25 protein-coding genes and 1 pseudogene are annotated in these 25,802 nt (G+C 39.0%); 16 read left to right on the top strand and 10 right to left on the bottom strand.

Annotated features, from left to right (window positions below; translation table 11 throughout):
* Nucleotides 1–43: 43 nt before the first annotated feature.
* The 3 genes from NST13_RS09165 to NST13_RS09155 form a co-directional block, all read right to left on the bottom strand.
* Nucleotides 44–445: a PepSY domain-containing protein gene (locus NST13_RS09165; RefSeq protein ID WP_342580466.1), complete on the bottom strand. Its 402-nt coding sequence runs from the start codon at nucleotides 443–445 to the stop codon at nucleotides 44–46.
* A complete protein-coding gene (locus NST13_RS09160; RefSeq protein ID WP_342580465.1) occupies nucleotides 442–633 on the bottom strand; it encodes a hypothetical protein in 192 nt (63 codons plus the stop codon). The genes NST13_RS09165 and NST13_RS09160 overlap by 4 nt, the downstream gene beginning before the upstream one ends.
* Nucleotides 634–1,091: 458 nt before the next feature.
* Nucleotides 1,092–1,925: a methyl-accepting chemotaxis protein gene (locus NST13_RS09155; RefSeq protein ID WP_342468435.1), complete on the bottom strand. Its 834-nt coding sequence runs from the start codon at nucleotides 1,923–1,925 to the stop codon at nucleotides 1,092–1,094.
* Between the two features lie 198 nt (nucleotides 1,926–2,123).
* Between NST13_RS09155 and NST13_RS09150 the strand changes: the two genes are divergently transcribed.
* The 3 genes and pseudogenes from NST13_RS09150 to NST13_RS09140 form a co-directional block, all read left to right on the top strand.
* Nucleotides 2,124–2,870 carry a glucose 1-dehydrogenase gene (locus NST13_RS09150; RefSeq protein ID WP_342471239.1) on the top strand — a complete coding sequence of 249 codons (747 nt, stop codon included), beginning with the start codon at nucleotides 2,124–2,126 and terminating at the stop codon, nucleotides 2,868–2,870.
* A gap of 53 nt (nucleotides 2,871–2,923) precedes the next feature.
* Nucleotides 2,924–3,511, top strand: coding sequence for a TetR-like C-terminal domain-containing protein (locus NST13_RS09145; RefSeq protein ID WP_342580464.1), 588 nt, complete (start codon nucleotides 2,924–2,926; stop codon nucleotides 3,509–3,511).
* A 142-nt stretch (nucleotides 3,512–3,653) separates the two neighbouring features.
* A pseudogene (locus tag NST13_RS09140) lies at nucleotides 3,654–3,857 on the top strand (hypothetical protein); the annotation flags it as partial.
* On the opposite strand, the gene NST13_RS09135 reads toward NST13_RS09140, so the two are convergent.
* Nucleotides 3,845–4,069: a sulfurtransferase TusA family protein gene (locus NST13_RS09135; RefSeq protein ID WP_342580463.1), complete on the bottom strand. Its 225-nt coding sequence runs from the start codon at nucleotides 4,067–4,069 to the stop codon at nucleotides 3,845–3,847. The pseudogene NST13_RS09140 and the gene NST13_RS09135 overlap by 13 nt on opposite strands.
* Nucleotides 4,070–4,120: 51 nt before the next feature.
* Complete coding sequence (locus tag NST13_RS09130; RefSeq protein ID WP_342580462.1) at nucleotides 4,121–5,194, bottom strand: YeeE/YedE family protein; 1,074 nt, start codon at nucleotides 5,192–5,194, stop codon at nucleotides 4,121–4,123.
* Nucleotides 5,195–5,485: 291 nt separating this feature from the next.
* Here NST13_RS09130 and NST13_RS09125 point away from each other — a divergent pair, with 291 nt between their 5' ends.
* Nucleotides 5,486–6,328, top strand: coding sequence for a VanW family protein (locus NST13_RS09125; RefSeq protein WP_342580461.1), 843 nt, complete (start codon nucleotides 5,486–5,488; stop codon nucleotides 6,326–6,328).
* A gap of 56 nt (nucleotides 6,329–6,384) precedes the next feature.
* Here NST13_RS09125 and NST13_RS09120 read toward each other — a convergent pair whose 3' ends face one another.
* Complete coding sequence (locus NST13_RS09120; RefSeq protein ID WP_342580460.1) at nucleotides 6,385–8,385, bottom strand: methyl-accepting chemotaxis protein; 2,001 nt, start codon at nucleotides 8,383–8,385, stop codon at nucleotides 6,385–6,387.
* 205 nt (nucleotides 8,386–8,590) lie between these two features.
* The gene (locus tag NST13_RS09115) at nucleotides 8,591–9,487 is read right to left on the bottom strand and encodes a cation diffusion facilitator family transporter (RefSeq protein WP_342580459.1); all 897 of its coding nucleotides are present in this window, start codon (nucleotides 9,485–9,487) and stop codon (nucleotides 8,591–8,593) included.
* A gap of 225 nt (nucleotides 9,488–9,712) precedes the next feature.
* On the opposite strand from NST13_RS09115, the gene NST13_RS09110 reads away from it, so the two are divergent.
* Genes NST13_RS09110 through NST13_RS09095 form a run of 4 tightly spaced genes read left to right on the top strand, consistent with a single transcriptional unit; the run spans nucleotide 9,713 to nucleotide 12,676 of the window.
* Nucleotides 9,713–10,834, top strand: coding sequence for a helix-turn-helix domain-containing protein (locus NST13_RS09110; RefSeq protein WP_342580458.1), 1,122 nt, complete (start codon nucleotides 9,713–9,715; stop codon nucleotides 10,832–10,834).
* Complete coding sequence (locus NST13_RS09105) at nucleotides 10,834–11,019, top strand: PLD nuclease N-terminal domain-containing protein (protein ID WP_342471240.1); 186 nt, start codon at nucleotides 10,834–10,836, stop codon at nucleotides 11,017–11,019. The genes NST13_RS09110 and NST13_RS09105 overlap by 1 nt, the downstream gene beginning before the upstream one ends.
* Entirely contained in the window at nucleotides 11,016–11,900 is an 885-nt protein-coding gene (locus NST13_RS09100) for an ABC transporter ATP-binding protein (protein WP_342580457.1), read from the top strand. The genes NST13_RS09105 and NST13_RS09100 overlap by 4 nt, the downstream gene beginning before the upstream one ends.
* A complete protein-coding gene (locus NST13_RS09095) occupies nucleotides 11,897–12,676 on the top strand; it encodes an ABC transporter permease subunit (RefSeq protein ID WP_342580456.1) in 780 nt (259 codons plus the stop codon). The genes NST13_RS09100 and NST13_RS09095 overlap by 4 nt, the downstream gene beginning before the upstream one ends.
* Before the next feature lie 48 nt (nucleotides 12,677–12,724).
* Here NST13_RS09095 and NST13_RS09090 read toward each other — a convergent pair whose 3' ends face one another.
* Complete coding sequence (locus NST13_RS09090) at nucleotides 12,725–13,162, bottom strand: hypothetical protein (protein ID WP_342580455.1); 438 nt, start codon at nucleotides 13,160–13,162, stop codon at nucleotides 12,725–12,727.
* Between the two features lie 160 nt (nucleotides 13,163–13,322).
* Here NST13_RS09090 and NST13_RS09085 point away from each other — a divergent pair, with 160 nt between their 5' ends.
* Nucleotides 13,323–14,195, top strand: a complete 873-nt coding sequence (locus NST13_RS09085; RefSeq protein WP_342580454.1) for a DNA/RNA non-specific endonuclease — start codon at nucleotides 13,323–13,325, stop codon at nucleotides 14,193–14,195.
* A gap of 100 nt (nucleotides 14,196–14,295) precedes the next feature.
* On the opposite strand, the gene NST13_RS09080 is transcribed toward NST13_RS09085, so the two are convergent.
* On the bottom strand, nucleotides 14,296–15,987 hold the full coding sequence (locus NST13_RS09080; protein WP_342580453.1) for a methyl-accepting chemotaxis protein: 1,692 nt from the start codon (nucleotides 15,985–15,987) through the stop codon (nucleotides 14,296–14,298).
* Between the two features lie 640 nt (nucleotides 15,988–16,627).
* Here NST13_RS09080 and NST13_RS09075 point away from each other — a divergent pair.
* From NST13_RS09075 to NST13_RS09065, 3 genes are all read left to right on the top strand, one after another.
* Nucleotides 16,628–18,622: a methyl-accepting chemotaxis protein gene (locus NST13_RS09075; protein WP_342580452.1), complete on the top strand. Its 1,995-nt coding sequence runs from the start codon at nucleotides 16,628–16,630 to the stop codon at nucleotides 18,620–18,622.
* A 259-nt stretch (nucleotides 18,623–18,881) separates the two neighbouring features.
* Nucleotides 18,882–19,865 carry a tRNA-dihydrouridine synthase gene (locus NST13_RS09070; RefSeq protein WP_342580451.1) on the top strand — a complete coding sequence of 328 codons (984 nt, stop codon included), beginning with the start codon at nucleotides 18,882–18,884 and terminating at the stop codon, nucleotides 19,863–19,865.
* Between the two features lie 414 nt (nucleotides 19,866–20,279).
* Nucleotides 20,280–21,140: a zinc finger protein gene (locus tag NST13_RS09065; protein WP_342580450.1), complete on the top strand. Its 861-nt coding sequence runs from the start codon at nucleotides 20,280–20,282 to the stop codon at nucleotides 21,138–21,140.
* Between the two features lie 74 nt (nucleotides 21,141–21,214).
* Here the strand turns inward: NST13_RS09065 and NST13_RS09060 are convergent, their stop codons facing one another.
* Nucleotides 21,215–21,655 carry a spore coat protein gene (locus NST13_RS09060; RefSeq protein WP_342581834.1) on the bottom strand — a complete coding sequence of 147 codons (441 nt, stop codon included), beginning with the start codon at nucleotides 21,653–21,655 and terminating at the stop codon, nucleotides 21,215–21,217.
* Nucleotides 21,656–22,375: 720 nt separating this feature from the next.
* Here NST13_RS09060 and NST13_RS09055 point away from each other — a divergent pair.
* The 4 genes from NST13_RS09055 to NST13_RS09040 are packed head-to-tail and all read left to right on the top strand — an operon-like array spanning nucleotide 22,376 to nucleotide 25,792.
* Nucleotides 22,376–22,849, top strand: a complete 474-nt coding sequence (locus NST13_RS09055; protein ID WP_342468447.1) for a hypothetical protein — start codon at nucleotides 22,376–22,378, stop codon at nucleotides 22,847–22,849.
* 42 nt (nucleotides 22,850–22,891) lie between these two features.
* Nucleotides 22,892–24,283, top strand: a complete 1,392-nt coding sequence (locus tag NST13_RS09050; protein ID WP_342468448.1) for a hypothetical protein — start codon at nucleotides 22,892–22,894, stop codon at nucleotides 24,281–24,283.
* A 27-nt stretch (nucleotides 24,284–24,310) separates the two neighbouring features.
* Entirely contained in the window at nucleotides 24,311–24,448 is a 138-nt protein-coding gene (locus NST13_RS09045) for a hypothetical protein (RefSeq protein WP_342580449.1), read from the top strand.
* Nucleotides 24,449–25,792, top strand: a complete 1,344-nt coding sequence (locus NST13_RS09040) for an ArsB/NhaD family transporter (protein ID WP_342580448.1) — start codon at nucleotides 24,449–24,451, stop codon at nucleotides 25,790–25,792.
* Nucleotides 25,793–25,802: the final 10 nt, after the last annotated feature.

Here is a 25,802-nt window from a genome sequence, read left to right as displayed (position 1 = left end):
GAGGGTTGACTTCTATCATTTATTGGAGGGTTGACTTCTATTATTAATCATCGATTTTTACTTCCAGAATATCTCCGTTGACGGCGTTGATTTTAATATCGATTTCTGTGTATTTTTGTTTGAATTCAATTTCATAAATTTGCATTCCATAGTCTGCGTCAAGGGACCAGCTTGTTGGGGCAAGCCCTTGCACTTCCGGCACTTGTAAAGCGATTGCGATGGCTTCACTTGGATCCATCACGCTTGAAAGATCCAATATTTCATCAGTATTTTTGTTTCTTTCAAATTCATTTGCATAGATTTCTTTTGTGGTTGCATCAATTTTTAGTTCGTATTCATTTCTTGAATCAAAACCGTCGATATCGTAATATAAACCTCCCAATCCGGTTTCTAAATCAACAGATTCAATTTTTGCATCCGGGTAAGTTTGGTTAAAGATTTTCAAAGCCTCTGAAAATGAAACTTTTGGATTAACGATATCAACATTGTTGCCTGATTTCCTGTTGAAAGATTTTGAATTGGATTTGAAGTGCCTGCTTGATTAAAGGAATCAACATTTTCGGTTGATGTATTTGCGCCGCATCCAGCTAATAAAAGTAATGTGCATCCTGTCAATGTCAATTTTTTTAACATATTTATCCGCTCCTTCTAATTGCCTGCATGATAATCCTTTTGCAAGCTTTCATTTTTTACTTTTTACTTCTACAAGAACATACCTGCCTGTTTATCCCCTTTTTATCTCCTGTCTTCCGATCAAGTATGTTCACCTCTTTCCTTTCCGTTTCGATTTCTATAAAATGATCAGAAATTTTTCACCGCCATCCAGCACTTCGAAACCAATATCATCTTTGTGATTATCAAGATACTACTGAATTCTGAAAATTGTATGAAAGAAGCGAAAAAGGATTAAGAAAATAAAAAAACAACCGGAAGACGGGTCCCGGTTGTCGTTATGGCGTATGGTGAGGAATTGTTTCGGTGGATCATGAATCCCCATTTTATCTTGGGAATGATGCAAAAGGAATAAGAATTGGGGCTATATAAGCGGGCGGTAAAATCTCCTTTCCGATTTTGCCGCCTGAGTTTTGGTATTAATGATTCAATACTTCTTTCATATAGTCGACCAATTCTTTGCTGCGTTTTTCCAATAATTCAATTTCATTGAAAACTTCCTCCGTTATGGAAGCCTGTTCTTCGGAAGCAGCGGAAACTTCTTTTGTCCCATTATTTAATTGATCTAAGTTGTCCCGAATGGTATTTAATGACTTACTGATTGTTCCCAAAGCTTCTTTAGTATGCAGGGAAAGCTTCCGAATTTCTTCGGCCACTACACCGAATCCCCTTCCGGCTTCACCGGAGCGGGCTGCTTCGATAGCGGCATTTAACCCTAAAAGATTCGTTTGACTTGAAATGCCTTCAATCAATTTAACGACTTCTTCAATATGTTTCGATTGTTCAAAGGATTTGGATGCCTGTCCGCTGATATCAGTGCTTGTGGCAGTCAGTTCCTGGGATTTTGCGGAGAGCCGTTCCATATTTTTATGTAAAGTTTGAATGATTTTATTCATTTCTGCCAAGGCGTTGTCAATATTGGCTTCATGATCGAGAGGTTTTGAGTATGTAAGAATCCCGACAACTTCTTTTGTTTCAAAGTCGTGAATGGGCAAGATCTTTGAGGCTACGGGCATTCCAAAATATTCAGGCGGAAGGGTCATGGAAATTTTTTCACCTTTTAATACATTTTGAAAGGCATTATCGTCGTTGGAAAAAATGGAGTCCCCCACTTTCACATCTATATAGATTTTATCAGAGGGTGAAAAATAAATATATTTTTCCTTATCAGTGATTGCCAGAGCTGTGGAAGATCCCAGCGTTTCTTTGATCACAGGGGCAATGTTAATAAAAGCTTGCAAACTACGATTCAACTTTAAACATTCCTTTCATGGATTGTAATGTTTTGCCAGTATAGCGGTTATTTTTTATATCGACAACTTCCAATTTTTTTCGCCCCTGTTTATTAATCAATTCTTATAAATTGATTTGAAATATATTATAAACTCTGTTATTTTATGGGTAAACTAATTTACATTTTGTAAATTAGTAATAATAATTAGGAGGTTTTTATAATGAGATTGAAAGACAAAGTTGCCATCATTACTGGCGCGGCAAGCGGCATGGGTGCTGCAGAAGCGAAATTGTTCGCCAAAGAAGGGGCGAAAGTTGTAGCAACTGACGTGAATGAGGAATTGCTGCAAAAAGTGGCCGAAGAAATCAAAGCGGAAGGCGGGGAAGTGTTGGCTATCAAACATAACGTGGCTTCCGAAGAAGAATGGAAATCAGTTGTTGCAAAAGCCGTTGAAACATTTGGAAAAGTGGATGTACTGGTGAACAATGCGGGCATTTCAACCGATAAAACGCTTGCAAATATGACGATGGAAGAATGGAACCGCGTGATGGATATCAACTTGAACGGCTGTGTGATGGGAATGAAGTATACGATTCCTGAAATGCAAAAAGCGGGCGGAGGTTCAGTGGTCAACATTTCATCTATCGGCGGCATTGTCGGTATGGCCGGTTCAAGCCCATATACGGCGGCAAAAGGCGCATTGCGTGCATTATCAAAATCCGCTGCAGTGGAATACGCAAAAGATAAAATTCGTGTAAACTCTGTGCATCCAGGCATTATCGTGACGCCGATGACAGCACCGACAATGGAAGCGGCAATGCCATATTATAAAGCATTCACACAACTCCCATATTTCGGAGAACCTGAAGATGTGGCTTATGGCGTACTATTCTTGGCTTCCGATGAATCACGTTTTATGACGGGTGCCGAATTAGTGATTGATGGCGGTTGGACAGCGTTGTAATTTGTTTTTTCATTGATATTTTCATGCTACTATACAAGTAGTAGGTGATATCAATGAAACTGGACCCAAGACAGGCAAAATCGAAAGAAAAATTACATAGCGCATATTTATCTTTGATGAAAGATGGAAACGTGCAACTCACGATTCAGCAAATATGCAAAGAGGCCGGTTTGACGAGGCCGACATTTTATAAACTTTACAACGATATCAATGAGCTCAGAAGGGATCTATTCAATCATCTGTTGTTGCAGTTGAAGGAAGCCCTGACAATTCAATCCCCGAAACCACTGAAAGAAATGCCGAAAGAAGAAATGCCAAGAAACTTATTTTTGCTTTTTGAGCATATCCAAAATAATCGCATTGCTTATGAAACTTTTTTAATTCATCAACCGGATGCGTTATTTATTCAGGGCATTTTGGATATATTAAAGAGGTATGTGGAAGAAGGGATTCATTATGCCGAAACCCGTCAATATTTGCTGAGTGAAAATGAGGAATTGATCATTTCGTATATTGCGGGCGCCTATTTGGAAAGCATCCGATGGTGGATTACCACCAATTACAAATGCACTCCAAATGAAATGGCAGCCACGCTTATCGAATTATCGATAAATGGTCCATACATAAAGCGATTTAATTAGATGGTTTGATTGGCTTATCATCCATTAGGTGTCAGGCCTTTCACTAAAAAGAGGCTGGGACATAACTAATAAAGTGAACGAGCTGCAAAAAAATTTTTTGTAAAAAATTGATATCACAGAAAATTGATTGGAGTGACGGGGCGACTCCTGCGGGAACAGCCCGAGTCTCGAGACCCCGCAGGAGCGAAGGTTTGAGCTCCGAGGAGGCTCGAGCCGGGCCCGCGGAAAGCGTCCCCGGAACGGAAATCAATTTTCTTCAATTATCAAAAAAACACCATTTTTCTCCCGTGAGAAAATGGTGTTTTTTATCTTTTGTCCCAGCCTCTTTCTATATTATTTTTTTTGAATTGAAATTGTCCATGTAGCATCATCAATTTGCTCGAAATTGGTTACTGTATGCCCTTCTTCGGCAGCCCAACGTGGGATGGATTCGGTAGCTTGAGTACAGTCAAAATCGATGACCAATTCATCGCCCGAGTTAAGTTCTTTCATCGCTTCTTGTGCTTCAAGTAAAGGGAATGGACAAACCATGCCAAGTACTTCCAATTTTTTTCTCATCGCCGTTTCCTCCTTTAATTTTTGAGTGCAATTTCTTGTTGATTCAATGCATTAAACCGAGGCGGGTTGTTTTTCGAGTTTAACGGATTTGGCTTTTTGGCGTGGACGAACATAGACAAAATATGAAGCCGTCCAAGTGCCTAAAATCATGAAGAGCAAACCGATCCAACCTTGCCATGTCATAACGGCCGTCATCACCAAGCCGTTCCCGATTGAACAACCTCCGGCAAGACTGGCTCCAACTCCCATTAAATTACCGCCAATAAAACTGTTGATCCCCGTTTTAACATCCGGCATTCTAAAACGGAATTCATTGCTGCCCTTTGCCGCAATAAATGAACCTGCAAAAATACCTAAAACCAAAAAGACGCCCCAGTTGATAAATGTACTATCTCCAGTAGTTAAATACTGAAGGATATTCGCTGAAGGTGTCGTAATTCCAAGTCCGAATACGCGTCCGGTTGCCGCACTTAATGGCCAAGCAAGAAATGCGATAATTCCAATTAAAGAGGCTGTAGCAAACGGATTCCAACGTTTTTCAAATAAAATATGTGCCAAACCTGTACGTTTTGGTTTTAAAGTCGGAATTGCGATTTTTGGTTTTGTGAATTGTTTGTATAAAATGAAGCCGACAATCGCCGCAAATGGTATGACGAGGAACCAATGATTGATTCCGATGGTATCTGGAATGGAATTCGCAGGGAGCACACCAACTTGTTGGAACTTCTGATTAAATGGTGCGAGTACGCCGCTTTTCATGATTGTACTCATTAACATATAACCGGCTAATGCAATCCAGCTTCCAATGAGGCCTTCACCAGCACGGTACCATGTCCCCGTTGCGCAGCCTCCCGCCAAAATAATGCCGATGCCGAATATATAAGATCCAATGATGACAGAAACAATAGGAAATGCTCCTGCCGAATATTCGAAAACCCCCAAATCCATCAGCAAGAAAACGCCTATGCTTTGAATCGCAATAGCAAGCAGCAATGCATAGAAAATGCGGTTATTTTTCGCCAAATACATATCGCGAAATCCGCCGGTTAAGCAAAAACGTCCTCTTTGCATGACGAAACCTAACGCGGCCCCACAAAGTAGTCCAGAGATAATCATGTATGCCATATATGTTAACCCTCCTAATCTAATCTATAGTAAAAAGATATGAATATAATACATTCAGAAACACCAATAATCAATAATAAAAATAAATATAATAAAAATAAGAAAATTTACAAAATTAGTCCACTTTAATCATTAAATGTTGGTGAAGTGGAAAAATATCTCTTTCGGGAAGTTTGAACTTTTGAAAATTTTTCTAAAAAAAATCAATTTTTATTGAAATTTTTTGGGGATTTCCTCGTCTTATATTTAGAAAGAATTTTTAAATGAATAAGTAGAAAGAGGGAATTGATATTGAGATTGTCTGAAATTCATCCGATTTTCTATCACGCTCGCATCGAGCAAAAAAGACTTTTTCGAGCAATCACAGATTTCACGAACAGAAACCAGTTTGCCAAAACGCGAGATTTAACGACCACTTTCCCTTTTACTTGCAAAAAACATCAATCATTATTAAGAAGGAAATTGGGCAACAGTGATCCACAGTTGCAAGAAAATAAAATTACCAATTTAAAAATTGCGACAAGTAAAATTGACGGTGTCATCATCAGGCCAGGAGAGACTTTTTCCTTTTGGAAACTTGTGGGGAGAACAACGAAGTCAAAGGGATATATTGAAGGTATGCAATTAAAAATGGGGGAAGTAAAGACGGGAATTGGCGGTGGCATTTGTCAGCTGGCCAACTTGCTCTATTGGATGGCTCTACATACTCCCCTTGTTGTCGTTGAAAGACATCATCACAGTTTTGATCCGTTCCCTGATTCGGGCAGAACCCTCCCGTTCGGCAGCGGGGCAAGCGTTTTTTATAACTATGTGGATTTGCGTTTTTACAATCCAACAAATCAATCCTTTCAGATCAAAGTGTGGGTGACGGACAAACATTTAAAAGGCGCGATCTATACAGATACGGAAATGCCATGCTCATATCATATTGAGGAAAGAAATCATCAATTTTTGCAAAAAGACGGTAAAAACTATCGTCAAAATGAAATTTGGCGAAAAACATACGATAAAGTGACAGGGCAAATGATAAAGGAAGAATTATTGATTGAAAATTTCTCGGAGGTCAAGTATCCGATTCCCCCTGAGGCTTTTCAACATAGTGGATATGAATTTTGTGTGGTAGATGAAGCGTAGAAAGATGATAATAAAAAGTGCCAGGTACTTTAGTTAGGTACCTGGCACGACTCTTTTCATGAAATTTTAAAATTGTTTATATGTGTTCTTAGTTCTTCCGCTAAGTCTGTTAAAGATTTTGCAGAGGAATTGATTTCTTCCATGGAAGCCAATTGTTCTTCCGTAAATGCTGCAACATCTTCAGAGTTAGCGGCATTTTCTTGGGAAACTTTTGTAAGAATATTCATTTTTGCAACAATATCTTCCACGTTCGTATAAATCTGTTCCATTGTGTCTGTAATTTCTTCGATTTGTGGTGTAATCGAATGGGATGTTTCTATGATTTTTTTAAATTTTTCTGCTGTCGTTTCAGTGACGGTTAATCCTCGGTTCGTATTTTCCAGCACTTCATTCATTAATTTTACGGAAGTGTCCGTATCATTTTGAATGCTTCGAATAATTTCTTCTATTAATTTAGTGGAAGATTGAGATTGTTCAGCTAGATTTCTTACTTCATCCGCAACAACAGCGAAGCCTTTACCGTGTTCGCCAGCGCGAGCCGCTTCAATGGCCGCATTTAATGCAAGCAGGTTGGTTTGATCAGCAATGCCGCTGATAACACTTAAAATATTGCCGATTTCTTTTGAACGGGAAGATAATGATTGAATCATTTCATTGGATTTGTCGACAGATTCATGAATATGTTTCATTTGATTTACGTTTTCCACAACGGCTACTCTTCCATCTTCAGCTTCTTTTGAAGATTCTCTGGCAAGTTGTGTTACTTGTTTCGATTTTTCAGAGATGTTGGATATGCCGCTAAGAATATTTGTAAGCAATCTATCATTTTGTTCGATATGTTCATTGGCTTGTTCCGCTCCGCTTGCAATTTCTTGAACAGCGGCTGAAACTTGTTCTGTTGCATGAGCGGATTGGGTTGAACTTGCTGATAATTGTTCCGATGAAGAAGCCAAATGTTCAATCGTTTGCTTAATTTTTTTAATCATGCCTTCCAGATTGCTGATCATTCCGTTAAAACTGTTGCCGAGTTTTCCGATTTCATCTTTTGATTTTACTTGAACTTTCTGAGTAAAATCTCCTTCAGCGATTTTATTGGCAGAATGAACCAATGATTGGATTGGTCTGATTAATGAACGAACAATTAACAGGATTAATACGCTGCCAATGATGATGCTCGCAATCAGGATAATGATCGTATTTTGGAGAATTGGGAAAGCTCGATCGTTGATTTCACTGGAATACATAGTTCCAGCCAACTTCCAACCTGTTAAATCGTTGGTTGTAAAAAACATTTCTTTTTGTTTGCCGTTAAATGTATAACTGAAAGTGCCGGAATCTTGTTTATATAGTTTTTCATATTGGTTTTCATTTGGCATTTCTGAACCTTCATCCAGCTCCGGATGATAAACAATATTGCGTTTTTCGTCAGCAATAAAGGCATAACCGGACGTTCCGATTTTAATTTGGGAAGCAAAGTTTTTAATTGTATCTAGCTCTACATTAAATGCAACAACACCATGTCCATCTTTCGTTGTTTCGGCTACTGTGACAACTAATGTTCCAGTTGCTAAAGAGGTATAAGGTGCCGAAATAATCGCTTCACCTTTATGTTCCATGGCTTTTTGATACCATTCTCTAGTCCGTGGATCATAATCATCGGGGTTTTTCATTGAGGCAGGTGCATTAATGTATACTCCGTTTTCTGTTGCAATATAAACGAGGGATAAGTCATCATGAGTTGCTTTAAAACTCTCAAGGGCTTTTGAAATTTCTTCACTTACACCGATATTGGAATTTTCTACAACGGCGACTTTTGTGGCATCTAACGTCTCCGCTAAATAATCGACATTTTTTAATAATGGCGTAAAAAATGTCGTCACAATTTCATCCATTGAGTTCATAGAGGAAGTAGCGGATTCATTAAATTCATTTTCCACAACCTTTTGAGCATAGTGGTATGAAAGGACACCAACAATGACGGATGGTACAATTAACATTAGCAAAAAAGAGGTCCATAATTTGTTTTTCATTGATGAGTTGATTTTTGTTGCTTTCATAACATTTTCCTTTTCTATTATTTTTTTAGTGGCAACACACTAAAAGTATGCGATATTTTTATCGTATAGTTTTGGAATTTTTTAAGAATAAAAGAGTGTTTGATAATAATTTTTTAACATCGATTTTATCAAGTATTTCAATTTTTCAAAAATTATATCAGTATAATTATTGCGTTTTTATAAATAAAAAAGCCTGTAAGTATATTTACAGGCTCTGAAGATTGTTTCTTTTTTCAATTTGAATGGTCATATGATGCAATGAAAAATCATCGTGAAGCATCTTCTGGATTTTTCTTAATACAACTTGCTCATCCGCATCTTGTGAAACAATTACGTGGCATGTAAATGAAGGGTAGTCGGAAGTGATCATCCACAGATGCAAATCCGCCACTTCTTGCACTTCTTCAATCGTAAGCAATTTTTCTTTAATCATGAGGGTTGATAATTCCTTCGGTGCCGCTTCCATAAATATGTTGAATGATTCCCTCACCACCCGGAACCCACTGGTACTAATGACTATGGCCACAATCATGCTGGCAATGGGGTCCGCCAATTTCCATCCGAAAAGCAGGATTAAGATCGCAGCGGTAATCGCGCCAACAGATCCGAGCATATCCCCGAGCACATGGAGAAATGCGCTTCTCACATTTAGATTATCCTCATTTCCTTTGTTTAAAATAAGAGCAACCGCAATGTTTACCAATAAGCCAATCACCGCTACAATCAACATTCCCATGCTGGCGATTTCCGGCGGTTTCGTAATGCGGTGGATCGCTTCGATCACGATAATAATGGCGATACCAATCAATGTCATCCCGTTCAGGAGGGCGGCAAATATTTCAATTCTGCGGTATCCGTAAGTTTTTTTGCTGTTAGCCTCCTTTTGGCCAATGATGATGGCAAATAAACTGAAACCCAATGATAAAGAATCCGTCAACATATGTCCGGCATCGGACAGCAAAGCCAAACTGTTTGTGATCAGTCCCCCAACCACTTCGACAAGCATAAAACTGGTAATAAAAATAAAAGCCCATTTTAGAGCATTTTTATTTTTATTATCTTCGAGCTGACCGTGGTAATTAAGATGATTTGGATCCATCATAAATAACACTTCTTTCCATTCGTCTTTATTTTTTATCATAGCAAATAAAAGGTGGAAATAATTTGTATTTTTTAGGTAAAATCTCATCTTCATATTATAGTATGCCGCGCCCCTTTTTGGTAATCAAATCAACCTGCAGTTGATGAATGTTCAAAAACGTAACTATTATTTGATATAAATTCGTTCCCTTTTTCATTAAGATAAGAATAAAGGATGATGATAAATATGGATCATTTTCAATTTACAAAGATTTTTGCAAATCGTCGAAAAGAATTGAAGTTGACACAGGCACAAATCGCTGAATATATAGGGGTTTCAAGAGCGGCGGTTTCCAAATGGGAAAAGGGGCAAAGTTATCCCGACATTACACTGTTGCCCAAATTGGCGAAATTATTCCATCTCTCAATTGACGAATTATTGGGTTACAATTCCCAGATGACCAAAGATGAAATACGGCAAACCTACATCCGGCTTTCAAAGGAGTTTTCAAAACAGCCTTTTGAACTGGTTGAACAAGAAATTGAGGAACTATTGAAGGAATATTATTCCTGCTTGCCATTTGTTCTAAAAATGGCACAACTTTATTTAAATTACGCTCCCAAATCGCCTGATCGGCAAAAAACATTGAACAGAGTCATTCAACTTTGTTCCCAAGTAAAAATGTTCAGCAAAGACTTTTTGCTCATTAACGAAGCGACGATGATGGAGGCCGTTGCATTATTGCAATTGGGGAAACCGGAAGAGGTTTTGGAATTATTGGGAAATGATATAAATCATCCTGTGGAGGCCAACCAGCTCATTGCAACTGCCCATCAAATGATCGGAAATTCAAAGAAGGCTAAAGAAATCATCCAAGTCAGTTATTATCAAAATTTGGTGCAACTGGTTTCCTATGCAACGGAAAGCATGATGATGGAGATGGAAAACGGGGATTATGTGGAGGAAACGGTTCAAAAAATTCACCGGCTTATTCAGCTCTTTGATTTGGAAAGCCTTCATTTCAATACTTGTCTGATTTTCTACTATAAAGCTGCCGCAGTATTTGTTTTAAAGGGTCTCCAAGAACAAGCGATGGAGATGCTGCAATGTTACGCAAAGCTTTGTATAAAAATAAAATTTCCGATGAAGCTGCAAGGAAATTCTTATTTTTATTTAGTGACCGATTGGATAGAAAAAACATCCGTCATTGGCGGAGAAGCTCCGAGGGATGAACAATCCATTAAAAAGGATTTGGTGCTGACCATTTGGAACGATCCAATTTTTGCACCTCTGAAAGAAATCAACGAATTTAAAGCAATGATGCTTAATTTGGCATGTCATTTAAAGGTGGAGGAGGTTCTAAAATGATGGACATCAATTGGGCGTTAGTGGCCCCGCTGTTTGTAATTCAAGTTGTTTTGCTGATTGTTGCGCTGGTGGATTTAATCCGCATTGAGTCGACGAACGGGCCGAAGTGGCTATGGGCGTTGGTTATCATTTTTATTAATATCCTTGGACCAATTGTGTATTTTATTTTTGGGAGGAAATCATGATTACCGTTCAACATTTAACCAAAAGTTTTGGTACGCAAACTGTGGTATCGGATGTTTCGTTCACCCTTGAAAACGGTTCTTTTACGGCGCTGATTGGTCCAAATGGCGCCGGGAAAACAACCATATTGTCCATGCTCGCCGGCTTATTGAAACCAACCAAGGGAACCGTGAGCATGGAGGGGATCAAGGATATCCGAAAGGAAATCGGATTTTTGCCCCAATATCCGCAATTTTATCCATGGCTGACGGGTCTGGAATTCATTGAAATGACGGCAAAGTTGAGCGGGATTTCCGCAAAGGATGCCAAAAAAGAAGCGGAAAAAGTTTTGGAATTTGTCGGCCTTAAAGACGCCATCCGCAAAAAAACATCCCAATATTCCGGCGGTATGAAACAACGGCTTGGCATTGCCCAGGCAATTGTCCATAAACCGAAACTGCTGTTATTGGATGAACCTGTATCTTCCCTCGACCCGGTTGGAAGAAGGGAAATCATGAATCTGTTGAAACAATTGCAGCTTGATTCCACAATATTGTACTCAACCCATATTTTAAATGATGCGGAAGAAATGACCGATCAACTTCTTTTTTTGAAAAAGGGACAGGTTGTGGAAAAAGGTTCTTTAAACGAGATTCGGGAAAAATTTGATGTGCCCCGTATTCGAATTCAATTTGCGAAAGTTGAAGAAGCTACCGGTTACGCTTCTCAAACAAAATGGTCCACTGAGGTGGAAGGAACCGTTGTTTATATCCATATAAAAGATCATTTCCCCACAATGCAGCAAGTGATGGGGGAACTATCCAATTCCCCATTTACGGTATTAAAGATTGAACGGGAACTGTTGACCCTTGAAGAGATTTTCATGAAGGTGGTATCGCCATGAGGACATTCACCACACTATTTCAAAAAGAATTGCGGGAAAGTTGGCGCAGTTTCAAGTTTTTGTGGATGCCGCTCCTTTTTATATTTCTTGGCATCTCGGATCCTATCATGAATTATTATATGGAAGATATTTTAAATGCGGTGGGAAATTTACCGGAAGGATTCACCATGACATTTCCTGATTATACGCCTGCGGATATTTTGCTCGCTTCCACTGGCCAGTTTCAGTCGATCGGTCTTATTGTACTCGTGATACTTGCGGCGGGGATGATCAATCGGGAGAGGCAAAATGGAACGGCCCTTTTCTTATATGTGCGGCCCATTTCATTTACAGCTTTGTTTTTCAGCAAATGGGCGGCAATAAATTTGCTTGCCGTTTTCAGTGTTATTTTAGGTTATGGGGCGAGCATGTATTATACAGCCATTTTATATGGTACTGTGAAGCCCCTTCTTTTTATTCAAATGGTTGCAAGTTATTGTGTCTGGATTTTCTTTGCAACGACCATTGCCCTTATGTTCAGTGCCATGTTCAAAACAGCCCTTTCCATCACATTCACGGTGATCCTTTTGCCTATTGGCGTTCTTATCCAGTCATTGATAGGACAGTTTTGGAACGTTTCACCATGGAAATTGGCGGATTACAGTGTCCAATTATTAACCCAAAGCGAAAACGAATATTATTTGAAAACATTGGTGTTAACAATCGTTTTAACGGTCATCTTTATAATCATCGGTGTCCTATTCACCCGGAAAAATGCTTCGACAGTTAAAATCTAAAAAAGTTGGAAGACCTTTTTCATCATCGAGAAAAGGTCTTCCGCTTCATTAATAGCCCCAATCGATTACTTGCCATTTTCCTGTTTTACTGTTTCGCTTCAATATCCACATCCAATCCGTATAGGTTGAATCAGGATTAAATCCTTGATTGATGCTTGACGGGCCGGTTTTGAAATTGGAAAACAGGATGATCATATCTTCTTTTTTCAGGCTTTTTCTCACTTCATCACCGGAATTCACATAAACTTCAATTTCTTTTTCGTAGTCCTCTTCGGAATACCATAACTTTGTCAAATGGCATCCTTCGAAAGATTGGAACTGTTCTTTTACTGCTTCCATTGCCTCATGAATTTCTTCTTCGGTAAAGTGCCTCGATTTCTCCATTTCAATAACGGCATCTTTTGTTTCCCCATTTTTCGCGCACGCTGTTAAGACAAAGATAAGGCAAATGAATCCCAGAAAATACACCCACTTTTTTGCGTTCATATAGAATCCCCCAATTCAATTCATTTCTTAATAAGACAATATGAATCAAAAATGAGTTCCAAAAAATATGAATTCAACACTTTGAAAATAGTACAACCTGTTATATGCTAATATAATTGGATGGATGTAAAATCAAAAAATTACTATAAGGAGTTATAAAATGAAAAAGATATTAAACTCTTTCATTTTGACGATGGCCGCCATTATTATGATGGTTGGTTGCACAAGTATTGAACCGTCAACAAACGGCAGTGATCAAACAGTTGAACAATCCGCAACGAAGGAGAGATCCGCCGAAACCATTACCGAACGTTTTCCAGGATATAAACTGATAGAAGTGGATGGAGGGGATTTGTCCGGGCATCGCGAACCCAACGTGGTAGTGGATATTGGCTTTGGCGATCGGGAGTACTGGGCATTTACGAACGAATACGGGCAGCTTGTAAGGGTGATTGCCGATGAAATCATTTTGCAGGATGACCGCACAGAACCTGTCACATCATCCGGAAGATATTATGATGATGAAGCGAAAGTCCTTGGCGTCGAAAGACCGGATTTGGATGAAGGGCATGTCATTGCCGATTCTTTGGGAGGGGTATCCAATGCATATAACATTACACCGCAAAATAGCACACTGAACCGGCATGGCGATCAGGCCTATATGGAAGATGTGATTCGTAAAGCGGGGGGAGCAACGGATTTTGAAGCGATCATTACATATCCAAATACAACAACACAAATACCTTCCCATTACAAATACACTTACACGGTGAACGGGCATAAGGTTGTGGATGAATTTGATAATGTGGATCCCGATAAAGTAAACGAGTCGCTTGGATTGACCCGCAATAAAAATTCGAAATCAGCCGGTTCCAACAAAAAAGGGGATATTTCCGCGATCGATACAAACGGTGACGGCCAAGTATCCATAAAAGAAGCGAAAGCGGCAGGATTCAAGATGCCGATTACGAAGGATCATTGGCTCTACCCTTATATGCATGATGCGGATCAAGACGGTTTGGTAGGAGAATAATCTGCATTGACGATAAAAGATAACGGTTGTTTGTGCGGATCGGTTTGTAAACAGAAAAAGCTCTGCAATCCTGGTTGGATTGCAGAGCTTTTGATTCTTATTAAGATAAAACTTTAAATTGACTTACTTCTTCCTGAAGCATACGGGCGCCATCGCTCAAAGATTTTGCAACATCATTGATTTCATTCAAGCTGGCTGTTTGTTCTTCAACAGAAGCATAAACCGTATTTGACTGTTCCGCCGCATGATTAGCCAAATTCGCCATCTCTGAAACGGAGGCGGCGACTTCTTCCGTGCTTGCCGAAATTTCTTCTGTGGAAGCGGAAATTTCTTCAATTTGAGATGACATGGTTGTAATGGCATCCAAAATGTCGTTGAAGGCCACTTGGGCATCTTGCAAGTATTCCACACCTTGATCGACGTTTTGGACAGTTAGGTTCACACTGTTTTCCACTTCTTTTGTACCGGTTTGAATTTGTGAAGTAAGTTCAATAATTTTTTGAGCCGAGTTCTTAGATTCTTCTGCAAGTTTCCGGACCTCGTCTGCCACAACGGAAAATCCTTTTCCATGTTCACCCGCCCGTGCAGCTTCAATTGCAGCATTAAGGGCCAACAAGTTTGTTTGCTCCGTTATATTCGTTATTACATTGGTGATGTTTTCGATTTCCGCTGATTGGCTGCTTAAATGTCTTATTTTTTCTTTGGTTTCATAGGATGATTGTTGAATCACTTTCATTTGTTGTTCGACTGTTTTTATTGTTTTGCCGCCTTCTTCAGAAATGGAACGGGTATTGATCGTTTGTTCCAACAGGGTTTGAGCGGCTTCTGCGATTCTGCCGACTCCTTTTGCTGTATCGTCAGTTGCAGCCGCGCATTCCTGGCCGGTAGCCGCCGCTTTGGAGCCGTTATTTGCAAGAAGTTCCACTGAATTTGCGACATCTTTTGAAGCGTGGGCGATTTCTTGAGTGCTGGCAGCCAATTGTTCGGCGGCCGCCGTCGTTTGGGAAACATTTGCCGATACGTTGCCGATTAAGTGGGCAAGGTTATTTTTCATTGTATTGAAGGCTTGTGCCAAATCATTTATTTCATCTTTTGTTTTCACGGATACATCTTCTTCGCGAAGATCCCCGGTAGCCATCACTTTAGCCGCTTTTGTCAATTTATTTAAAGGAGCAGAAATATTTCTTACAATAATGATGGTTAATAGAATCGAAACGATTGCCGATAAAGCCGCAATCACTATTTGAATGATTATGCTTATCTCCGCATGGGATGTAGTGTCCGCTTTTGTTGTATTCATTTGTTCTGTTTGGAAATCAATGATGGTATTGATTGCATCCTGAATCGCTACATTCGCCGGCACCGCATTATTAAAAAGCACATCATAAGCCTCGTCTAACTGTTTTTTATCGACATAATCAATCACTTGATCGACATATTCACTGTATAATTGTTGCTGTTCTTTGACGATTTTGAATTGCTCGATCATGGAAGCATCCCGGAATAAAGATTCGATTTTTTCGACCGTTTCAGCAACAATTTTCCTTTGTTCATACAACTTTTCCAAGTCTTCATCGCTCTGGCGCAATACATAAGATCTGAGATACAAACCTTGCAGAGAAGAAGCGTTTTGAATTTTCCCGACTTCAACGACCTTATGCACTCGATCGTCAATTAAGTAAGAATAATCGTCATTCACTTTTGAAATTTGGATGGAAGAATAAGTTGCAAGAACGATTAAAATGAAGATAATTGTACCGAAGCTTGCAAGTAACTTGGTTTTGATTGACATATTTGTTCACTCACTCCGTTAATTTTTTGATATTTTATAATGAAAAAATTTGTAAAACAAAAATAAATAATAAAACAAAAGAATAAATATGGGTATTTTAACCCTATAATATAAAACCGTATAATTAGGTAAAAATACTCATTTTAATGGTATAAAAAAAGTCTAAGTTTATTGCAATTATAATTTCGACAGAATGAAATAGAATTTAATAGGAAAATTGATTTTTACCGTTTTTTCATAACTAATAAAGTAAATTCCGGTATAAGTAAGCCAAAATGATCCGTTATTGATGACTATAAGAAATCAGGTCCGGTAATCCTCCGCACAGCCCCCTGATTTTGAGCCGATTGAAATATGGAATTAAATAAGTAAACGGCGATTCAATCAGAAGAATCGCCGTTTTTTTTGTTGAAAAACATGTTGAATCAATTAAAACTATTTCAATCTAATTTAGAAATGACTTTTTATACGGTTGCATCTATGATTTCGTAATCATAAAAATTTTTCATTTATAAAGATTTTTCTTAAGTTTTACAAAATATAAACTATAAAAAAACATATCTAAAAAATAAAAGTTTTATCGATAAAAAAATAGGCTCCGTTTGACGGCAATGGTTGATCATTAGAGGAAGGTGGAGAAATGAAAAATACCTCAACAAAAATACATAAATTCAGTATTCGTAATTTCCATGTGAAAATACTTGTCTTTATGACCTTAATCTTGATTATTTCTTCTATGTTAATTGGAGTAATTTCTTATCAGTCTGCAAAGAAAAAATTGGAATCACAAATATTGGATGATATTTCGGATAATGTATCGATGATGAATATCGTCATTAACGATGTGATTGAACCTAAAATAACGGACATTCATGTACTCACAAATCAAATGAAAACATCCAAGTTCCAAGAGACGGATCAACTGGAAATACGGAAATGGCTGGATTTTTATCAGGAATCGCATCCGGAAGTTGCCGGTGTTTATTTAGGAAACGAAGATGGGAAGTTTGTAAAGGAGCCGGCGGAGTTGGGGGTTCCGGAAGGATACGATCCCAGAAAAAGAGATTGGTATAAACAGGCGATGGAGCAAAAAGGCGAAGTGATTATTTCCGAACCCTATGTTGCGGCAAGTACAGGCGAAATGGTAATCACCATTTCAAAAACAGTCAACGATGGTAAAGGCGTAGTGGGCATTGATATCAATCTGAATAAATTGCAAGAAGTAGTCAAAGATATACATATTGGCAAAGAAGGCTATGGTTTTGTTATAGACGATAACAACAAATATATTGCCCATCCCAATGCTGAGTTGGGAAGTGAAGCGAAAGGATCGGTTTTTGAAAAACTGCATGAAAAAGAGAGGGGTCAGTTAAACGAACAATTAAACGGAAAATCCGTCGCAATAGTGTATGTGACGAATGAACTGACCAAATGGAAAATCGGCGGGTTGATCGACAAAAAGGAGATAGATGAAGCTAACGCGTCCATTCTGTACACCTCTTTGATGGTGGGGATCTTTGCGATCATTTGTGGAACGATTGCGGTGGTCTTCATCATTTCGTCTGTGAGCAAACCGATTAAACAAATCGTTGAATTATCGGCAAAAGTCAGCAAAGGGGATTTGACCCAATATGCGGCAATACGGTCCAATGACATTATCGCCAAATTGGGAAATGCTTTTAATGAAATGATTGATGGTTTACGTACACTCACCAACCGAATTGATGAAACAGCTGAAAATGTCGCCGCTACGGCAGAACAGCTGTCTGCAAGTTCCGAAGAAACAAGCGCCGCGACAGAACAAGTGGCCAACTCCATTCAAGAGGTATCAAGAAACGCAGAGGTGCAAACCAATACGGTTGAGAAAGTATCCCAAATTTTTAAAGAAGTTTCACGTGGCGTAACATACATTGCGGAGCGTTCATCAAAAGTAACGGATCTTTCCCATCAATCCGTTGCAGAGGCGGATGAAGGCGGAAAAGCGATGTCTAAAACAATGGAACAGATGAAATTTATTCATTCATCTGTCAGTGAATCACAAGATATCATCCAATCTTTATATGAAAGTTCCAAGGAAGTGAATGAAATCTTAAAAGTGATTACCGATATTGCGGATCAAACGAATCTTCTTGCGTTGAACGCAGCCATTGAAGCGGCCCGTGCAGGCGAACATGGCAAAGGTTTTGCGGTTGTTGCCGATGAGGTAAGAAATCTTGCTGAACAGACACAAAATTCGGCGAAGGAAATTCATGCGATTATCGAAAAAATTCAAGCGGATACGGAAAATACAGTGAAGACGATGGAACGGATTACGACAGATGTAAAAGACGGAGTGGTGATTACTGAAGAAGCCATTGGGAAATTCAATCGGATTCTACAAACAACGAAGGAAATTTCACCGCAAATGGAGGAAGTTTCTACAGCCGTTTCGGAGATGTCCAGTGCCATTCGAAATGTTGGTCTGGAGATGGAAGGAATTGTGGAAGTGGCACAAGAAAATACCGCCGCTTCCCAAGAAGTGGCTGCATCTGTGGAAGAACAATTGGCGGCAATGCAGGAAATTTCCGCTTCTGCCCAATCGCTTTCTTCCATGGCCGAAGATTTGAAATCAGCCATTTCAAATTTCAAATATTAAAAGGAATGGGAGCTTCTCTGGGGAATAACCCCCGAGAAGCTCTTTTCATGCCATTTTAGACATTGGCAGCTTTCTTCAGTTTGTTGAAATCCGGACGAAGTCTTTTTCATTATTGGTTGATTTATATTATATTAATTAACGGAGAATATAGAATATCCATACTTTTACGTTTGATAACAAACAAGAAATCATGTTATAAGAATATGTAAATAATCGAGACTGTTTCAAGATTATCATCATGAGAGGAATTGAGGTTTGAATGAAAGAGAATTTTTGGTTGAATTTGCCTCGACCATTTTTTGTATTGGCCCCAATGGAAGATGTAACAGATGTGGTATTCCGCCATGTGATTAGCAAAGCGGGCAGACCGGATGTATTTTTCACCGAATTTACAAATACGGACAGTTATTGTCATCCGGATGGCCGGAAAAGCGTACGGGGACGTTTATTATTTACAGAAGATGAGCAGCCGATTGTGGCGCATATTTGGGGAGACAAGCCGGAATATTTCCGCCAGATGAGTATTGGCATGGCTGAAGAAGGATTTAAAGGGATCGATATTAACATGGGCTGTCCGGTGCCGAATGTCGCATCACGGGGAAAAGGCAGCGGACTTATTTTACGGCCGGACGTGGCAAGTGAATTGATCCAGGCGGCCAAAGAGGGCGGGCTTCCTGTGAGTGTGAAGACACGGTTGGGTTATACAAGCATCAGCGAATGGGAAGAGTGGCTCACTCACATTCTCAAACAAAAGATTGCCAACCTTTCCATTCATCTGCGGACAAGAAAGGAAATGAGCCAAGTACCTGCCCATTGGGAACTTATTCCGGAAATTAAGAAACTTCGGGATCGTATTGCGCCTGAAACGGTTTTGACAATCAATGGCGACATTCCTGACCGTCAAACGGGACTTGAACTTGCAGAACGATATGGTGTGGACGGAATTATGATCGGAAGGGGCGTATTTAAAAATCCTTTTGCCTTTGAAAAAGATCCGAAAGAGCATACCGTTCAGGAATATTTAGATTTATTGAGATATCATTTAGATTTGCATGACAAGTTTATCGAAGAAATACCACGTTCCATTACAGCGCTCCATCGCTTCTTCAAAATCTATGTAAAAGGCTTCCGTGGGGCAAGTGAGTTGAGAAACCGCTTGATGAATACAAAATCTACGGAGGAAGTAAGAGCGTTGCTGGAAGAAATGGAGCAGCGGATTGATTTATCGGCTTATGTAAAATAAAGCACCTGTCCAAGAGGCTGGGACATAACTAATAAAGTGAACGAGCTGCAAAAAGAATTTTTGTAAAAAATTGATTGGAGTGACGGGGCGAGTGCTCCTGTCGCGCACGCTTAGTCGCAAAGCAAAAGCTTTCCTGCGACGAGCCCTCTCGAGACCCCGCAGGAGCGAAGGATTGAGCTCCGAGGAGGCTCGAGCCGGGCCCGCGGAAAGCGTCCCCGGAACGGAAATCAATTTTCTTCAATTATCAAAAAAACACCATTTTCTCCCGGGAGAAAATGGTGTTTTTTATCTTTTGTCCCAGCCTCTTTTTCAATGGAGAAAAAATATATAACAAATGGTCATCGTAACTGTAATTTTGGATTTTTCAGAAATTTCTATGTATGATTGAATTATGAGTAAATCATGAGGATGTGAATGACAATGCCGAAATGGACTTGTCCCCATTGTTATCATATGAACAACAGCCATGCAACCTATTGTTTGAAGTGCGGTTATTACAAAGAAGATGCCAAAACGGATTTCTATTGGACATGTCCGGAATGCCAGGAGGAAAACAGCAATCATACCCTTTATTGCATAAAATGTGGACACCATTATGAGGAATTTCAGCCGAAACCGGCAAAAAATCCGAAAGAAACATCAAAATGGCCAAAATTAACCGAAAACGCACGGGCCATTCTTATCGTGGAACTTATCATCATTGGAATTGCAAGTTTCATCTCCATTTATAATAAAGAAAGTGTCAGCGACATCTTTCTGTCCATCTTGATCGTCCATTTATTTTTTGGATTGTATTACATAATGGTGGCATTTATAAAAAGTGGATTCGGAGAGATGATGAAATCGATTTTCATTCAAGGCGGAATCATCATCGGGATGTTGATCGTGGCAGGCTTGACAAGCGGGGCAACCGGTCAAACCGGGTTGAATGCTTACTCATTGAATTATTTAAAGAATCACGCGATTGAAGTGGATTATGATGAGTTGCATCAAATCGCCTTTGAACGTTATGGAAGCCAAAGAAAACAGCTGGTCAAATTTTCGGGCAAAGTCTTTCTTTTGGATGGCACTGAATATATGATGATTGATATGTCGACGGAACCGTTAAAAAATCAAGTGGTATATGTAAAAAGAAAAGAGCAGGATTATGAAGTCGGCCTAAATGACCAAGTGGAGATATATGGAAAAGTGTTGGGAACCGCTTCAACGGCCAAACATCTGGAAGAACAAATGACAGTGCCGGTCATCGAGAGTTATTCACTATTATTACGCTGATAAACGGTATTATTTGGCTGAAAAAAATAGTAAAGGGTGCAGCGTTTGCGGCGCTACACGATCCATTCTGCCCTTTAGAGGACGTCGATTCTTGCCATTAAAGCGATTAAAATTTGCAGTAATAATTGGATGTTGATGATCAAATCTGTGTCAGTTGTAGTAATTCTGACTCCTCTGGAATTTTCGACATATGTTTGTTGTCTATTGATTTGCTTTGATTTTACATTTGCAATTAATTCTTGCGTGATTCTTTCAGCTTCTCTGCTGCTGCCAATGGAAATGCTGAGAACCAAACTGATGGCAGCCTGCAATGCCACTTGCAGGGACAATGCCGCTTGCGTATCTGTCGTTGTAATTTCAACATCTGCTGAATCAATGACAATAATTTGCTCATAGGATTCTTGAATATTATCGATTGATCCTTCCAAGTTGTTTCTATCCCGATCCATAGGATGTACGGAAGAAGGATCTAATGCACTCCAACTTCTTTCTCTACTTCTTTTAGTCATATCGATTCCTTCAACAGCAGGCATATTTCCACGCCAAACTGTGCTTTTGCCCATGCCATTATTCCTCCTTTTGCGGTTTATGGGTCTCACTTCTTAATTGTTTTCACCAATTTGTTCACATTATTTTCTAAGTCCATAAGCAAGTTTTTTAACTTTCTTTTTTCTTGCACGCTTAATCGGGGTTTTCTAAGTTTTACCCCGTTCCTTTTAAGGACACTGTCTATCAGAAGGTTCACACTTTGATCGGTAACGGAATTCATACGGCGGTTTCTCCTGTCCAATATAATCCCTCCTTTCTATTTGGCTGCCATTAGATTATGTGAGAATCAAATCTATATTTGGGTAATTATTACGAGTTTTTTTAGAAAAATATAATAGAAAAAAACCGGATTCCTTTTGGTGAAAGTGAAGGTATAAAAAGTATGGGGAGAAATTTTTCTGAATGGAGGATTTTTTAGTCGGACTTTGACAATGGAAGTGGCCGAAAATCAGGGGAAATGAAAAAGAACATCTATATAAACATTCCATCACATAAAAAAAGCCGGATTCAATTCAAATCCGGCTTTTTTATGTTTTGTCATGAATAATCAATATCAGATTTCATTCACCGTTCATACAATAAACATAACGCCAATCCCTAATTATTGATGAATAGGCGTATAACTATGTACCTTTTTGCCTTTACACGTATAAATAATAATGAATTTTATAATGGGAGGAACAACAATGAACAGGGAGCTTATGCAATCTTTATTGAACAAAGTTGTCAGAGTTGACCGTGGAGGACCTGAGTCAAGGGTTGGAAAAGTGATTTCTGCACAAAGTGATTATTTCGCATTATTGACGGAACAAGACGGTGTAGTGTTCTATAAACTGCAACATGTTAAAAGCATTACACAAGATTCAAGAAATGAAATGAAGTTGAATGCAGAAGTGCCGGAAGATTTCAAACGGTTTGAGAGCTTTATGGATTTCAAATCCGTATTGACAGAGTTGCGTCATCGATGGGTGAAAATTAACCGTGGAGGACCTGAGTCAGTGGAAGGGGTATTGGAAGAAATATTTGATGATTATGCCACTATCGTCAAAAATAATGAAGTCATCCGTGTAGCAATGTTCCATATCCGCAATGTGAGCTATGGCTTGAAACCTGAAAAGAAAGAACCTGAAAAACAACAGGATGAAAACAGCCAACAATAGGGGAAACTTTGTGCGGATTGCATGTAAAAGGAGGCCCTAATTTTGAATGCGGATAATTTGTTGGATACTATCAGAGGTTTAGAAGGCTTAGAGATCGAATTATTTCTGGCTGAAAACCAATCCATTCATGGCACCTTATTAAGTGTTCAAGATGATCATTTGATTGTTAAAGCGGATGAAAAGATTTTATATTTTCCTATCACCCAAATCAAAGCCATTTCGAAGAATGTGAATGATTCAGGATTAAACAATAACGGTTCAAAAATTGCAACCATCAACCGGGCGAAACTGGATGAAATTCTAAAAACAATGTATTTGCAATGGATCACCGTCAACAGTTTCAACAATCAAAGCTTTTCGGGAGTGCTTAGCAGGGTTTTCAACGACTATATATTATTGATTAACGGAGACAGACAATTCTTTATATTAAAATCGCAAATTACAAATGTTCTTAATGAGCAAGTGGATGAAAATCAAATCGAAAATCTTGTATCCAATGCGGCATCAAACATCACCTTTGTTCCATCAGATTCAAACTTGTCTAACACGGATAACCAATTGACAGAAGAGCAGAAAAAAGCGATAGCGGAAACAATCAAAGAAAAAATGAAACAGCTTGTTCCAAGGGCAAATGAAGAAGAGACGACGCATCAGGATTCTCCGGAACAAACAACAGTTGCCCAACAAGAAGAACAGCACGAAGAACAAACAAACGTAACGGTCCAAGATGAGAATATCGAAGTAATTACGGCAAATGACACCTTCCTTCACGAATCACCTCGAAACGAATCGGAAAACCCGCAAGAGATTGAAATAAAATCAACCACAGCGGATGAAGATATGGAGAAAAAGCAGACAGCCACACTCGCTAAAAAGAAGAAAAAACACCAAAAAAGACCTCACTTCCAAGAAGTAAAATTCAACTCTCCAATACAAGATTGCACTTGGGAATTGACGACAATGGAAGCGGATGTTCCAAGTGATAAGAACAAGGAAACAGATGAATTGAATCCGGAACTAAAAAAAACGGATATTGCTTTGACAGAAGATATTGCAGCAATTGCAGAGAAAGAAGACTTCGACATCGGAATTGTTTCTGAATCCTTGGAAGAAACAGAGCAACCGGCTGATCAAGTGCATGAAATTCAACCAGTGACCGGAGAAATTGCGGTGGCAGCGGAGCAGGAAAATGCGGAAGAAAACGTTGAAGAGATTTTGGAGCCAATCGTGCACGCAGCTTCCGGTGAAGAAACAGACTTCTTGCATGAGCCGGTGAAAATGCTCATGGAAGATAATAAGCGGCTATTGGAATATCAGTACTATGCATTAATGAAATTTGCAGAAAGAATGTATCACATGGAAAACCAATATAGAGCCATCATGAAACATGCAGAAAAAATGTATTTGCAGTTAAAGGAGAGACGTTATTATTAAAGGTTGATAGGAGAAGGAGGGAAAACATTGATGATGCTCCTTTACTTCTCAATTGTAGGTGTTTTGTTTTATAAGTTATTTCTGAAATCACCGGTGCCAACAAAGGAAGAAGCAGTGGTGGAAACGACCAAGTCGACATTTGAAGAATCTAAGGCGGCTGTTTAAATGGTAGATTTTTCTACGATTCTCATGTTAATCATTTTTACTCTCTCCATTGCATTTATGCTTTGGAGACCTAAGGGGATCAATGAAACGATTCCGGTGACAATAGGGGCTGCGATGATTGTCGTACTAGGATTTGTAAGCATCCAAGATCTAAAAAACATTCTGAGTATTGTAAGTGGCCCCTCACTTACAATACTTTCCACTATTATGATGTCCATTGTATTGGAGAGTATCGGTTTTTTTAAATGGATTGCCCAAAACATTATCATAAAATCGAATAATTCAGGAATCAGGCTCTATGTATATATCAATCTATTATGCTTTTTTATGACGATGTTATTCAATAACGATGGAAGCATTCTCATTACAACCCCCATCATCATCCATATTATCCGGTTTTTATCATTGAAACCCCATCAATACACTCCATATCTGATTTCCGGAGCACTGATTGCAACAGCTTCAAGTGCACCGATAGCAGTAAGCAATATTTCCAATTTAATAGCGTTGAAAATTGTTGGTCTGGATTTAAACGGTTATGTGAAAATCATGTTCATTCCTTCGATGATTGGCATTTTTACAATGAGTCTGCTGCTATATTTCTTATTCAGAAAGAGTATTCCGAAACAATTGGGATTAATTTCGATTCACGACAAACCATCGAATATTTTTACCCATCCTCTTGATCCGTCAGCTGATACGGATATCGATCATCATTTATTTAAAATTTGCATTGCGGTTGTGGTGATTACCAGAGGAGCCTTTTTCGCCCTTTCCCCATTCGGAATTCCTCTGGAGTTGATCGGTTTAATTGGAGCATTTGTACTGATAGCGATCCGTTGGTTCAAAAGAAGAATGGGCATAAAAGATGTGGTCATGAATTCTCCATGGCACATTTTATTATTTGCCTTCAGCATGTATGTACTTGTATATGGGTTGAAAAATCTCGGATTAAATACGCTGATTATAACCACATTCAAAGAGATCGTTGAGCAAGGTGCATTCAACGCCACAATCATAATGGGAATATTGACGACAGTTCTTTCAAATATTTTCAATAATTTGCCTGCTGTAATGATTGGGACGCTGGCAATAACGGAAATGGGTTTGAATCCGGCATTATTGCAGGTTGCCTATCTTGCCAATGTCATAGGAAGCGATATCGGGTCATTGCTGACACCCATCGGCACATTGGCCACACTTATCTGGATGTTTATACTAAAAAAACACAATATAAGGATGACTTGGGGAAAATATATAAGTATTACAATTTTGATCATACCAGTTGCGCTGACGGTCAGTCTATTAAGCTTGTATTTGTGGGTATTGCTTGTTTTATTATAAAACATCAGAG

Origin of the sequence: Ureibacillus sp. FSL W7-1570 (assembly GCF_038593265.1) — a bacterium.
In the GTDB taxonomy this organism is placed as follows: domain Bacteria; phylum Bacillota; class Bacilli; order Bacillales_A; family Planococcaceae; genus Ureibacillus; species Ureibacillus suwonensis.
This window is presented reverse-complemented; position numbering and strand designations above follow the sequence as displayed.